We start from the raw sequence: 13,500 nt of genomic DNA on the forward strand, positions 1-13,500 counted from the left end.
TTTTATTCGTTAGAACGGGGTGTTTACTCGTGAAATTGCGCCGTTTACTCGTGAGTTTGCGCCATTACTCGTGAATTTGGCTCGTTTACTCGTAAGTTTGCGCCATTTACTCGTGAATTAATCCATCAAGTCTATAAGCTCTATTTTTATATTGCCCCGAAGACGGCAATTCCAGTGCAGACAGCATCCGCTGCATGATATCAATTGAATCTATTTGTAAAAAGAGCCGTGCTTGTTTATTCGTAATATTGGGTTTTATGAGGAGAGCAAAATCACGAAGAGTTTTAATGTGGGCATCTTTGGAGGCGTAAGAACAGTGACTGCAAGACCACTTGCCCCAGTGATATTGCATATGGAGAGCAGAGCATTCTGGACATTGAACGCTTTTGAGCAGATCTTGCTCATCGATTTGATACAAATCGAGGATATCAGGATTATGCGGAGTGTTTTTTTGCAGAATCGTATTCGAAAGTCTATTGCTCTGCCTTTGGGTTAATTGCTTAGAAGAATACTTTTCATCGAGGCTATGAATTTTGGAGATCAGGGTTTCTTTTCCCGTGATTTTTTTGAAAATGGGGGTAAAACCTGGGGTAGTCCGGATGATGGTATTCGAGTTTGCATTGGCAATGAGCGTTTCAATCGGTAGCGAGGGGAATTTGTGAAAAGTAAGCCAATCATTAAATCGGGATTTTTGCACGTCAACCTGGATCAGCGGATCTAGATAAGCTTGTTCCTGTCCATCTTTTGTCCGAATCAATTGGGGATAGGTGCGGTCAAAATAGAGCGTTCCCGCAAAGTTTTTTACTTCGATGATGATGCCGTAATTCCGGGTGATTATTAGGAAATCCATTTGAAAATAACGGCTCCCATCGTAACCTAACCTCAAATCATGAAATACTCGATATTCTTTCGGAAGATTTTTCAGTTCTTTTCCGATACTCCGCTCCCCGTTAAATCCTGTACGGATTTTCCGGAAATCGTTCCTTATTCTTTCCTGTTTTGGATGATTTGCTGATAGCCTCCTGCTTAATGCCTCCAGTTTGAGCATTTTCATAGGCCTTTCACACGGTTTTAGCATATATATATCAACTCCTTCTCCTTTAGCTTCTTTGTTAATGCCCATTTTTCCTGCTAAAATACTGAAATCAGGTGTTTTACCGTGAGTTTGCTCGGTTTAATTCTTGAGATTTGTAGCTCAGTCGGAATTTTCGTCATTTACTCGTGGGTTCGCGTATTTACTCGTGAATTCTCGCCTTTTACTCGTGAATTCACACTATTTACTCGTCAATTTACGTTTTACTCGTGAGTTTCCGCTCTTTACTCGTGAGTTCTCACCATTTACTCGTCAATTTACGTTTTACTCGTGAGTTTGCGCCTTTCACTCGTGAGTTTCCGCTCTTTACTCGTGAGTTCTCACCATTTACTCGTGAGTTTGCGCCTTTTACTCGTGAGTTTCCGCTCTTTGCTCGTGAATTTACGTTTTACTCGTGAGTTCGCGCCATTTACTCGTGAATTTGCGCTATTTACTCGTGAATTCGCACCATTTACTTGTAAAATCACGCATTCTCTCGTAATTTCACTATTTTTACGCACAAAAAAACCCATGTTATGTAACATGAGTTGCTTTGTAAGGTGTAAGAGTCCCAATTGTGCCGTTTACGCCTTTGTTTTGAACCCGCTCTCCGCAGGTGGGTGCTCGGTTCCTCGCGTTTGTAAGTCCTCTTCGAGGGAGGCTTTTACGCGGCCAGGAAACTAGTGCTCCCGGTAACTATAAGTGTTCGGTCAAAACTTATAGGTTAAAGAACGAACACATCAGGACTCTTACTTATTGGAAATATCATATCATAATGCTTAACTCTGTTTCAAGGAAAAACACCTAGGTATTTTTTCATATTTTTCCCAAATTAATTATTTTTTAAGTGCTGCAAGTCTTAGGTTAAGTTCGGCCAGTTGCTTGTCACTTACAGTACTCGGTGCGTCAACGAGCAGGTCGCTTGCGCTTGCTGTTTTCGGGAACGCGATGGTGTCGCGCAGGTTCGTGCGGCCTGCGAGCAGCATGACCATCCGATCCAGTCCAAGGGCGATTCCGCCGTGTGGAGGCGTTCCGTATTCGAATGCATCCATTAGGAAGCCGAATTGTGCGTTTGCTTCTTCTTCGGAGAATCCAAGTACTTTGAACATTTTTTCCTGAACGTCACGTTCGAATATCCGCAGTGATCCACCGCCAAGTTCGTAGCCGTTCAGTACAAGGTCATATGCTTGGGCACGGACGCTTGCTGGGTCTGATTCCAGTTTGTCCATGTCTTCACGGAATGGCATTGTGAATGGATGGTGTGCTGCATAGTAGCGTCCTTCTTCTTCGTCATATTCAAATAATGGCCAGTCCGTCACCCATAGGAAGTTGAATTTGCTTTGATCGATCAAGCCTCTTTCTTTCCCAAGCTTGATGCGTAGTGCTCCAAGTGCATCAGCGACTATGCCTTTCTTATCCGCGACGAATAAGATTAAATCGCCCACTTCAGCTTCCAATGCAGATACTAATTGTTCTTGATCTTCTGCGAAGAATTTGGCGATTGGCCCTTTTACGCCGTCTTCTTCAACTTTCAGCCATGCAAGGCCTTTTGCGCCGTAAATCGCTGCAAATTCAGCCAATCCATCAATGTCTTTACGGGAATAATCCGCATTTCCGTCCTTGACGACGATCGCCTTTACTTGTCCGCCGCTTGCAACAGCGCCGGTGAACACTTTGAAATCACTGTCTTTGACGATTTCGGAAACATCTTTAAGTTCCATTCCGAAGCGTGTATCCGGTTTGTCGGATCCGTAACGGCTCATCGCTTCATTGTAGGTCATTCTAGGGAATGGCAGTGTTACGTCCAGTCCTTTTACGTCTTTCATCACTTTAGCCATCATGTTTTCTGCGGTCTTGATGATATCTTCTTGGCTCATGAAGCTTGTTTCGATATCGATTTGCGTGAATTCAGGCTGTCTGTCAGCACGTAAGTCTTCATCACGGAAACAGCGGGCAATTTGATAATAACGTTCGAAACCTGATACCATCAATAGCTGCTTGAAGATTTGCGGTGACTGCGGAAGTGCATAGAACTCCCCTTCGTGCACACGGCTAGGCACTAAATAGTCACGTGCTCCTTCAGGTGTACTTTTTGTTAAGATAGGTGTTTCGATATCAAGGAAGCCTTCACCGTCCAAGTAATCACGGATCGCTTTTGTTGTTTGGTTACGCATTTTCAACGTTTCGAACATCGCTGGACGACGGAGGTCCAAATAACGATATTTCAAGCGGATGTCTTCTGATACATCCGTTCTTTCATCTATGATGAATGGAGGGGTCTTTGCTTCGTTTAAAATTGTAACGTTTTCGGCTTGAACTTCGACGGTTCCTGTTGTTACGTTAGGGTTGAAGTTGGCTTCATCACGTTTGATGACTGTCCCTTGGATATCAAGGACGTATTCATTACGGATTTTTTCGGCTGTAGCCAGCGCGTCTGCCGAAATGTCCGGATTGAAAACGACTTGGACGACTCCGCTTCTGTCACGTAGGTCGATAAAGATGACACCGCCCAAATCCCGGCGTTTTTGTACCCATCCTTTTAATGTTACTTTTTCACCAATAGCTGCTTCTGTCACTTCACCATTGAAGTATGTTCTGCCAAACATGGTATTTCCCCCTTAAGCCTGTAGCTTTTTGAATTGTTCAACGAATGTAGCAAGATCCATCTGGACTTGTTCACCGGTTTCCATGAACTTCACATTGATTTTATTATTTTCCAATTCATCATCCCCGAGTGTCGCCACATATCTTGCTTCGAGGCGGTCGGCTGATTTGAATTGTGCTTTCACTTTACGGTCTTGATAGTCTTTTTCGACGGTAAAACCGGCATTCCGCAATTGATGGGCAAGTTTGACGTTATAATCCTTGGCTGTTTCTCCTAATGAGACAAGATAGCAGTCTATTCCCTTTTTGATCGGAAGCTCGATGTTTTCTGCTTGGAGGGCTGCAATCAGGCGTTCAATGCTAAGTGCAAAGCCGATTCCGGGCGTTTCCGGTCCGCCAAGTTCTTCAGACAACCCGTTATAACGGCCGCCTCCGCAAAGGGTAGTGATGGCGCCAAATCCTTCAGCATCACTCATGATTTCAAAGGCGGTATGATTATAGTAATCCAAGCCGCGCACTAGAGTCGGATCTTCGACGAAATCGATTTCCAAATCGGTTAAATGCTGTTTCACCTTTTCAAAATAAATACGGGATTCATCATTTAAATATTCAATGATGGATGGAGCCGTGTTCATCAATTCGTGACCGTGATCCTTTTTGCAGTCCAGGATACGCAAAGGATTCTTTTCCAGACGGTTTTGACAATCGCCGCAAAACTCGCCGATGCGGGGTTCGAAATGTTTGATTAACGCATTGCGATGCGCTGTCCGGCTTTCCTTATCACCAAGGCTGTTGATCACAAGTTTCAGCTTTTTCAAACCAAGTTCCTTGTACAGGTTCATCGCAAGTGACAGAACCTCTGCATCGATTCCTGGATCCTTACTTCCTAAAGCTTCGATGCCGAATTGAACGAACTGGCGGAATCGGCCTGCTTGCGGACGTTCGTAACGGAACATCGGCCCGATATAATAAAGCTTGACCGGTTGATTGGCCCACCCGAACATTTTGTTCTCGATATATGACCGTACAACAGACGCGGTGCCTTCCGGACGAAGGGTTAAGTTCCTTTCACCGCGATCTTGAAATGAATACATCTCTTTTTGAACGATATCGGTTGTATCCCCTACACCACGTAAAAATAATTCCGTGTGCTCAAAAATTGGAGTGCGGATTTCTTTATATTGATAACGGTGACAAATCTCACGCGCCGTGTTCTCGATATACTGCCAAATTTCCGTTTGGCCAGGCAATAAATCCTGGGTACCTCTAGGAATCTGAATAGACATTTGTGTTTCCTCCTTTAAAGCAAGGCGCCCTTTCTGATACGGCGCGCTATACTGATTTTTTCCAAACAAAAAACTCCCGCCCCTTGTAACTTATATGTTACAAGGGACGAGAGTTTGGATATCCCGTGGTGCCACCCTAGTTGAAGCACAAAAAAAGTGCCCCCGCTCAAAAACAGTTAACGCCTGTTTTACGTTCATCTCCTATTAAGTAAATCCGTTCGGAGTGAAGCCTACGGAGGGTTCTTTCATTAAGTCATCATGTGGAATGCTTTCAGCCTCGGCATTTCCTCTCTTTTCATGTGTTTCTTAATTACTCTTCTCCATCATTGGTTATTGCAGTAATAAGTCTGATATTTTATAATCATACGGACGTTAACATCAAATGTCAAGGCAGACTGAGGATTTTGTCGCATTTTATTGGTTCAAACGTTTTTTCAGATTTTTGATTGTCCGGACATTGACTCCGAATTCAGATGCCAATTCAACAAGGTTTGCGCTTTGTTCCTTTTGGATGAAATCGTTAAAATCGACACCCAATACTTGATTGCCTCCGCTTAAGCTCGTTTGATCTTTTTCGCTGAATTTCATATGGTTTCCCTCCTAGAGTTATATAAGCTCTATTCTTTCCTAAAAAAAATGTTTTTTGCACAGGGAAAGAGGGAAATTTTCATTGAACGAGAATACATACATATAGACATTAAAAGGGAGAGACAACTTATGAAGAAGAAATCGGGTTTATTCGGCCTGACACTTATGCTGATATTCTCAGCGATTTTCCCCGTCAGTCACGCTTTTGGAAAAGATGAAGGGGAAAATATCGTGACGACCCAAGTGGTCAATGTCCGTGAAGGTGCAGGTCTCAGTTTCCCTATCATAAAAAAACTGGCAAAAGGGGAATCGTATCCCATCCTGAATGAAGATGGCGACTGGATCGAAATCCGGATTGGCGCCGGCAAAACGGGTTGGGTTGCCGATTGGCTAGTGGAGAGACAAACGGGGTCTGATACCGATCAGGTCAAAAAGGAATCCGGACAAGGTGTGATATCAGGCAGCTCGGTCCGCGTCCGTACAGGTCCAGGCACTACATTTCAAACGGTTGGATCCTTGAGTAAAGGTACAGCTGTTGACATCATTGAAAAAAATGAAAATTGGATAAAGATCAAAACGGCGGATATCGAAGGGTGGGTCTCTTCTGACTACCTTAATCTCCCCGCCGCATCAGGAAATGCAGCGAAGAAAGATTCAACTAAGAAAAAAGAAACGAATCAATCCGTAAAAACCGGAGTAACTTTGGTGGACCGGCTCAATGTCCGTTCTGAACCGTCGAAAAGCAGTGCCTCGCTCGGAAAGCTGAATAAAAATACGGCATTGACCGTTTACCGGGTTGAAAATGAATGGGCTGAAATTGATTTCCAAGGAGTCCGCGGTTGGGTAGCTGAACCCTACATACAGGTAAGCGAAGGTAAAGAAGACATGAAAAATGATCCGGCAGGCGCCACTGCAAGGGTGACCGCGACGGGCTTAAATGTCAGGAAAGAAGCCTCTCTCTCAAGCAAGGTCATCGGTTCGGTGAACAAGGATGAGACGTACGCCGTGCTGCAAACAAAGGGAAATATGACACAGATCAAGCTCTCCGGTTCGAAAAAAGGCTGGGTCGTGAGTTGGTATTTGGAAAAAGAAAATGTTGAGCAAACGGTGAAGGAAAAAAAGGTTGATGTAAAAGGAAACAAGATTACCATCATTCATGATGGTACGATCCTTAGAAGCGAGCCTGATGGCAACTCGAAGATTGTCGAGCAGGCCAATGCAGGTGAAACGTTCTCCGCATCAGGTATGGAAGGCGACTGGTATTCCATTAAACTGAATAGCGGAAAAACGGCTTATGTGGCCGGATGGATCGTGACGATCGAAGGGGATTCCGAGCAGATCCAACGACCTGGCGTTGAAAAGTACTTAAAGGATAAAACCATTGTGATCGATCCCGGCCATGGCGGCAGGGATAGCGGTACAATAGGCGTCGGTGGAACACTTGAGAAAAACCTGACGATTCGTACGGCAGAGCTGCTGCGGGACAAACTTCAGGCGGCAGGAGCTAAAGTGATCCTGACCAGAAGCGGAAATACCTATGTTCCACTCCCTTCCCGGGTCAGCACTTCTCATATACATAACGCGGATGCTTTCATAAGCCTTCATTATGATAGCACCAAGGACCAGATCACCAGCGGGATAACCACATACTACTATCATGACTACCAGCGTGCATTGGCGGCTACTCTGGCCAATTCACTCGGTTCAACCATGCAGGTGCCCAATCGTGGATCACGTTACGGGAATTTTCATGTTACCCGCGAAAATAAACGGGTAGCTACACTTATTGAACTAGGTTATTTAAGCAATCCAGTGGAAGAATTGACGTTAACATCGAATGAGTATCAAGAAAAAATCACGTCTGCCATCTATAATGGATTGGCGCGGTATTTTAAATAAGAATTAGAAAAGCCAGCTTCGCATCGAAGCTGGCTTTTCTATAAAAAAAACCTGCCGCAGCAGGTTATTTTTTGCTTTCAAGTATTAGTGTAACGGGACCGTCATTAGTAAGCTGAACATCCATCATGGCACCAAATTGACCGGTTTCCGTATGGACGCCTTTCTTGCGGAGTTCTTCGTTAAATGCTTCATATATTTCATTCGCCTCTTCAGGACGGGCGGCGTCCATGAAGTTCGGTCGACGGCCTTTGCGGCTATCGCCGTATAAGGTGAATTGTGAAACTGATAAAATCGAACCTCCCACATCCAAGAGTGAATGGTTCATCTTTTCATTTTCATCTTCAAATATTCTGAGATTTACAATCTTATCGGCCAAATAGGCGGCATCATCGATGGTATCCCCATGGGTGACACCAACCAACAGGACGAGCCCGCTGTCGATTTGTCCGATGATTTGGTCTGCGACAACGACTTTTGCCGCTTTGGAACGTTGTAAAACAACACGCATGGCAATAAAAACTCCTTAGTTCATTATCCTTCTAACGGAATAAACATCTGAAATTTGTTTGATACGGTCGACGACCTTTTGTAAATGGGCAATGTTATGGATATAGATCGACATGTGAATGGTCGCCACCTTATTCCTGTCGGATTTACCCGAGACCGCCGAAATGTTGGTCTTGGTTTCATTGACGGCTTGCAGCACTTCGTTTAATAAGCCGCGACGGTCATAGCCGCTGATTTCAATTTCAACGATGTATTCCTTGCGTTCATTAATCGTACTTTCCCATTCAACCGGTACAAGGCGATGGTCGGCATCTCCGCTATCCAGGTTCGGGCAGTCCTGTCTGTGAACTGAAACTCCACGGCCTTTGGTTATATAACCAACGATTTCGTCCCCTGGCACTGGGTTGCAACAGCGCGATAAACGGATAAGCAGGTTATCAATACCCGGTACCTGTACACCTGAGTCACGTTTTTTAGCTGTATTGGAGAAGGTTTTCAGATCGGCTACCGCTTCAGAAATATCCGCTTCTTGCTCGACCATTTTCTGCTTACGCCATTTTTCGGTAAGGCGGTTAGCTACCTGAAGGGCAGTGATTCCGTTATATCCGACTGCTGCATACATATCTTCTTCATTCAGGAAGTTGAATTTATCTGCAACACGCCTGATATTCTCGGCAGTCAGGATCTCCTTCAGGTCGAACTCCATATCCTTGATTTCCTTTTCAACAAGCTCTTTGCCTTTTTCGATATTTTCTTCCCGGCGCTGCTTCTTGAAAAATTGGCGGATCTTGTTTTTTGCCTGAGATGTTTGCGTTAGTTTAAGCCAATCCTGACTTGGACCATACGAATGCTTAGAAGTTAAGATTTCTATGATGTCGCCAGTTTTCAGTTTATAATCCAGCGGCACCATTTTCCCATTCACTTTGGCACCAATCGTTTTATTTCCGATTTCCGAGTGAATCCGGTAAGCGAAATCAATCGGGTTGGATCCTGATGGCAGTTCGATGACATCGCCTTTTGGTGTGAAAATGAATACCATATCAGAAAAAAGATCTATTTTAAGGGATTCCATGAATTCCTCTGCATTAGTCGCATCATCCTGGAATTCAAGAATTTCCCGGAACCATGTCAATTTTTCTTCCAGTGAAGGCTGTTCACCGACATCTTTTCCTTCTTTATAAGCCCAGTGCGCGGCAACCCCGAACTCGGCAATACGATGCATATCGGAAGTACGGATCTGCACTTCCAGCGGGTCGCCTTTCGGTCCGATCACCGTTGTATGGAGCGATTGATACATATTCGGCTTCGGCATCGCAATATAATCTTTGAATCGGCCAGGCATCGGCTTCCAGCATGTATGGATGATCCCTAAAACGGCATAGCAATCCTTTATGCTATTGACGACGATCCGAACGGCAAGCAAATCATAAATTTCGCTGAACTGCTTATTCTGCAAAGCCATTTTACGATAAATGCTGTATATATGTTTCGGTCTGCCGGAAAGGTCAGCCTTAATATTGACTTCCTCAACGTTTTTACGCACTTCATCAATGACTTCTTCCAGATACTTTTCACGTTCTGCACGCTTTTTCTTCATCAGGTTGACGATTCGATAATACTGCTGAGGATTCAAATACCTTAGTGCAGTATCTTCAAGTTCCCATTTAATTGTACTGATACCAAGACGATGAGCAAGCGGTGCGAAAATTTCCAACGTCTCGTTCGATATCCTTCTCTGCTTTTCCTGCGGCAGATGCTTCAATGTCCGCATATTATGAAGTCTGTCCGCAAGCTTAATCAAGATGACCCGTATATCCTGGGCCATAGCAACGAACATTTTCCGATGGTTTTCCGCCTGTTGCTCCTGCTGTGATTTATACTTGATTTTCCCTAACTTTGTGACGCCATCCACAAGCATGGCGACTTCAGGACTGAAATTTTCTTCAATATCCTTCAGAGTGATCTCCGTGTCTTCAACAACATCATGTAAAAAACCTGCCGCGATGGTTGCAGGGTCCATTTCAAGTTCAGCCAGAATGCCCGCCACTTGAATCGGATGAATAATATACGGCTCTCCCGATTTACGGAATTGTTCTCGGTGAGCATACTCTGCATATTTAAACGCTCTATGAATAAATTCAGCTTCTTCCGGCTGAAGATATAAGCTGGCCCGTTCTACAACCTGCTCGGCAGTCAATATTTGATCATTAGCCATTTAATCACCTTAACCCCACTTTAACTGCCACCGGATATGATCCGGATTGAGTATGATTGGTAGCACTTCCCTTTATTCTGCAAAACGTGACAATTTTTGCGAAAAAAAATAAATCCGCTTAAACGGATAAAAGTGCAAATAAACTTATTAGCAGAAAAACTCTTTATTATTACTATTATCGAAAAAAAAGGCAAGGATGTAAAGAGTTAAACGTGTATTTTATAAAGAATACTGTATTTTTTCACTGGAAATTCGACAAAATCCAGAAAAAACAGGTAAAAACAGAAAGAGCACCCTGGTCAGAGTGCTCTTCTTTATTAAAAGCTCATTAATGTCAAGACATCATAGCCGTCTAATTTATCTTTACCATCCAAGTCAGTCAATTCAATAAGGAATGCAATCCCGGCTACAATGCCGCCAAGCTGTTCAACCAATTTGATCGTCGCTTCGATTGTTCCCCCGGTAGCAAGTAAATCGTCCGTAATCAATACACGCTGTCCCGGTTTTATGGCATCTTTATGGATTGTCAATACATCCTTGCCATATTCTAATCCATATTCGACTTTTATCGTTTCACGTGGAAGTTTTCCTTCTTTTCTCACTGGCGCAAAGCCCACTTCCAATGAGTATGCGACTGGACATCCGATAATGAATCCGCGCGCTTCCGGGCCGACCACCAAGTCTATATTCTTATCGCGAGCGTACTCGACGATTTGGTCTGTTGCGTATTTATAAGCTGCACCGTTATCCATTAATGTTGTAATATCTTTGAAGACAATACCCGGTTTTGGCCAGTCTTGCACAATTGTTACATATTGCTTTAAATCCATTGCTTTGTTTCCTCCTCAAGGTCTGTTGCCTCATGAACTAAATAATGATTGAACCAATCGAATAATTGCTGATAGGAAGAATAAACAAGCTCTTGTTCAAGCTCAAATTGCTCTTTCTTTCTTGTATACGATTCAGATTCACTGAGATCGCGTTTTTTCGCATTGGTTGTGAGCATAATTAACCCATTCTCTATTGTAACAAAATCAAGCTCAAAAAACACCTTAGAAATGAAATCCACCGTATCTCTTGACCAGCCGCGATATTTGGCTAGGTCATCACCATATCTTTTCACATCGAGCGGCCCCTTTTTGGCAAGGAAGGCATAAAACCATTTAAAATGATCTCTTGTTGGCATCGTGCTTAGGAAATGGTCCTGTTCATGGGAAAAGTGAGCGTAGATACGCGAAGGGTGTTTATCGGCAATCACCCGTTTCAAATATTCCCTTGACGGCGGCATGTCCATGAATGCCAAATGACCTTCGAAGCAGTCGAGCTGCTCTGCATCCAGTTGATTCTTAATAATAACGAGATCCGGATGATTTTGTAAAAATGGATATCTGCTATAAATATCTTCCGAGAAAATGACGATCTTCCGGTTTTGTGCAGGAATGTCGGCAAGCCACTTCTCTGCCTGTCCCTTGCCGCGGTAATCGAATAACTGCCAATGGTTTACCGAGACATCCTGGACAAAGATCTGGGGCTTTTTCATATTATTCCACTCATTGATGGAAAGCTCACCAATAACCGAGACCTCAGCGTGCGGAGCTATTTCATCGACAAAATGACCAAGACCGAAGCCCACACCGTCAAGTTTGTGATTTTCACCATCTTCCAGCTGGACCTTCAAGTGATTTTGGTTGGCACCTATTTTGCGGACACTTGAAAGCTGTACGGAATCTATCAATATCTTCGGCTTGGGATTCGTTACCCCAAATGGCGCCAGCAAGCTCATTTCCTGAATCGTTTGAATGGAAACGTCAGCTAAAGTCGTAGCCCCGTCCAAGTTTGTAATCGGTGTGAAGTCCTCTTCGTTCAGTTGTTCCTTCGCAATCAAATTCATACGGTCCCTGAGCTCCTGGACATCTTCAATTTTCAATGTCATTCCAGCAGCCATCGGATGTCCACCGAAATGAGGCAGCAGTTCACGGCAGGCGGAAAGACTTTGAAAAAGATCGAAACCTGCGATGCTCCGAGCAGAACCTTTCGCATATCCCTTTTCCCGGTCATAGCTCAATACAATCGTTGGCCGGTAAAAGCGTTCAACAAGTTTAGAGGCCACAATCCCCACGACTCCTGCGTTCCAGCCTTCCCTTCCGATGATGAGCACGCCATTGGACTCCGGCGGGAAGTTTTCCTCTACCTCAGCAATCGCTTCCGCCGCCATTGCTGCAACCATTTCCTGGCGCTCTTTATTGGTATCATTGATTTCATTCGCAAGTTCCACCGCTTCTTCCAGGCTTGCGGACATCAATAAATCGACAGCGGGATCGGCATCTCCAAGGCGCCCGACAGCATTGATCCTCGGTGCCATCGCAAAGCCGATTGATTCTTCATTCAATGCTTCCTGTTGAACATTCGCCACTTTCATTAACGCAACAAGTCCCGGGCGGCGAGTCAAACGTAACTGCTCGATGCCTTTCGCAGCAATGAGGCGGTTTTCCCCTTGCAAAGGCACTAAATCCGCTATCGTGCCGATTGCCGCTATTTCAAGCAGATCCTCAGGCAATTCCCCAAGCAAGGCGTGTGCAAGCTTAAATGCGACCCCTACTCCGGCAAGGTCTTTAAATGGATAGGAACTGTTCTCAAGTTTAGGATGGATGATAGCCAATGCCTCAGGCAGTTCCGGCCCCGGTTCGTGGTGGTCGGTCAATATATAATCCATGCCAAGCTCGCCGGCAAGTTTCGCTTCATCGATTGCAGAAATTCCGGTATCGACGGTTATTAATACCTTCACCCCTTGCTCAGCTGCAAGGCGGAACGCCATCGGATTCGGACCATATCCCTCTGTAAACCGATTCGGGATATAAAAATCAACATTGGCCCCCAATTTCATCAGCGCCGTCATCATCACTGTGGTCGATGTCACGCCATCCGCATCATAATCACCGAATATACGTATTTTTTCTCCATTTTGAATGGCTTCTCTTATTCTATATACAGCTTTATCCATATCCTTCAATAAAAATGGATCATGAAAATTTTGATTTTTTACAAATAAAAACGATCGGGCACTTTCAATTGTATCCAGGCCTCGATTCACAAGCAGGGCTGCAACCAAAGGTGTGATATGAAGCTCTTCAGCTAGTACAGCAACTTTGTTTTCATCGGCAGATTGCAAGTTCCACCGTGTTTTTGGCTTTAACATTTATTCACCCCTCAACCTACTCATTATACAAAACGAATATACCAGTTTCAATTTTATTTTAAACTCATAAATGGCTGTAATTCCCTATCCAATAAATTTAGTTTAACAAAAAGAAGGCTGGCATCATGCCAGC

Annotated in this window: 9 protein-coding genes, 1 other RNA gene and 1 other annotated feature; of the genes, 1 reads left to right on the top strand and 9 read right to left on the bottom strand. The window is 44.2% G+C overall.

Features of this window, described 5'->3' with window-relative positions; genetic code table 11:
• Positions 1-106 precede the first annotated feature (106 nt).
• From ACIQZD_RS02970 to ACIQZD_RS02990, 5 genes are all read right to left on the bottom strand, one after another.
• Positions 107-1,078, bottom strand: a complete 972-nt coding sequence (locus tag ACIQZD_RS02970; RefSeq protein ID WP_402898001.1) for an NERD domain-containing protein — start codon at positions 1,076-1,078, stop codon at positions 107-109.
• A 558-nt stretch (positions 1,079-1,636) separates the two neighbouring features.
• A non-coding RNA gene (ssrS, locus tag ACIQZD_RS02975) (6S RNA) lies at positions 1,637-1,822 on the bottom strand.
• An 86-nt stretch (positions 1,823-1,908) separates the two neighbouring features.
• Positions 1,909-3,678 carry an aspartate--tRNA ligase gene (gene aspS, locus ACIQZD_RS02980; protein WP_402898004.1) on the bottom strand — a complete coding sequence of 590 codons (1,770 nt, stop codon included), beginning with the start codon at positions 3,676-3,678 and terminating at the stop codon, positions 1,909-1,911.
• Positions 3,679-3,690: 12 nt separating this feature from the next.
• Positions 3,691-4,962: a histidine--tRNA ligase gene (gene hisS, locus ACIQZD_RS02985; RefSeq protein ID WP_402898008.1), complete on the bottom strand. Its 1,272-nt coding sequence runs from the start codon at positions 4,960-4,962 to the stop codon at positions 3,691-3,693.
• Between the two features lie 99 nt (positions 4,963-5,061).
• Positions 5,062-5,298, bottom strand: a binding site (T-box leader).
• A gap of 78 nt (positions 5,299-5,376) precedes the next feature.
• On the bottom strand, positions 5,377-5,550 hold the full coding sequence (locus tag ACIQZD_RS02990) for a hypothetical protein (protein WP_402898011.1): 174 nt from the start codon (positions 5,548-5,550) through the stop codon (positions 5,377-5,379).
• 129 nt (positions 5,551-5,679) lie between these two features.
• Between ACIQZD_RS02990 and ACIQZD_RS02995 the strand changes: the two genes are divergently transcribed.
• Complete coding sequence (locus tag ACIQZD_RS02995; RefSeq protein WP_402898014.1) at positions 5,680-7,449, top strand: N-acetylmuramoyl-L-alanine amidase family protein; 1,770 nt, start codon at positions 5,680-5,682, stop codon at positions 7,447-7,449.
• A gap of 64 nt (positions 7,450-7,513) precedes the next feature.
• Here ACIQZD_RS02995 and dtd read toward each other — a convergent pair whose 3' ends face one another.
• The 4 genes from dtd to recJ form a co-directional block, all read right to left on the bottom strand.
• Positions 7,514-7,957 carry a D-aminoacyl-tRNA deacylase gene (dtd, locus tag ACIQZD_RS03000; RefSeq protein ID WP_241593340.1) on the bottom strand — a complete coding sequence of 148 codons (444 nt, stop codon included), beginning with the start codon at positions 7,955-7,957 and terminating at the stop codon, positions 7,514-7,516.
• Positions 7,958-7,972: 15 nt separating this feature from the next.
• Positions 7,973-10,171: a RelA/SpoT family protein gene (locus ACIQZD_RS03005; RefSeq protein WP_350299591.1), complete on the bottom strand. Its 2,199-nt coding sequence runs from the start codon at positions 10,169-10,171 to the stop codon at positions 7,973-7,975.
• A 317-nt stretch (positions 10,172-10,488) separates the two neighbouring features.
• Complete coding sequence (locus ACIQZD_RS03010; RefSeq protein WP_034308789.1) at positions 10,489-11,001, bottom strand: adenine phosphoribosyltransferase; 513 nt, start codon at positions 10,999-11,001, stop codon at positions 10,489-10,491.
• On the bottom strand, positions 10,992-13,367 hold the full coding sequence (gene recJ, locus ACIQZD_RS03015) for a single-stranded-DNA-specific exonuclease RecJ (RefSeq protein ID WP_402898019.1): 2,376 nt from the start codon (positions 13,365-13,367) through the stop codon (positions 10,992-10,994). Before recJ ends, ACIQZD_RS03010 begins: the two co-directional genes overlap by 10 nt.
• Positions 13,368-13,500: the final 133 nt, after the last annotated feature.

Origin of the sequence: Peribacillus sp. NPDC096447, assembly GCF_044762725.1 — a bacterium.
Lineage (GTDB): Bacteria > Bacillota > Bacilli > Bacillales > DSM-1321 > Peribacillus.

What these genes read in the sequence shown, in the direction of transcription:
- ACIQZD_RS02970 (WP_402898001.1), bottom strand. Translation starts at nt 1,078, where the DNA reads ATGCTAAAACCGTGTGAAAGGCCTATGAAAATGCTCAAACTGGAGGCA.
- aspS (WP_402898004.1), bottom strand. Translation starts at nt 3,678, where the DNA reads ATGTTTGGCAGAACATACTTCAATGGTGAAGTGACAGAAGCAGCTATT.
- hisS (WP_402898008.1), bottom strand. Translation starts at nt 4,962, where the DNA reads ATGTCTATTCAGATTCCTAGAGGTACCCAGGATTTATTGCCTGGCCAA.
- ACIQZD_RS02990 (WP_402898011.1), bottom strand. Translation starts at nt 5,550, where the DNA reads ATGAAATTCAGCGAAAAAGATCAAACGAGCTTAAGCGGAGGCAATCAA.
- ACIQZD_RS02995 (WP_402898014.1), top strand. Translation starts at nt 5,680, where the DNA reads ATGAAGAAGAAATCGGGTTTATTCGGCCTGACACTTATGCTGATATTC.
- dtd (WP_241593340.1), bottom strand. Translation starts at nt 7,957, where the DNA reads ATGCGTGTTGTTTTACAACGTTCCAAAGCGGCAAAAGTCGTTGTCGCA.
- ACIQZD_RS03005 (WP_350299591.1), bottom strand. Translation starts at nt 10,171, where the DNA reads ATGGCTAATGATCAAATATTGACTGCCGAGCAGGTTGTAGAACGGGCC.
- ACIQZD_RS03010 (WP_034308789.1), bottom strand. Translation starts at nt 11,001, where the DNA reads ATGGATTTAAAGCAATATGTAACAATTGTGCAAGACTGGCCAAAACCG.
- recJ (WP_402898019.1), bottom strand. Translation starts at nt 13,367, where the DNA reads ATGTTAAAGCCAAAAACACGGTGGAACTTGCAATCTGCCGATGAAAAC.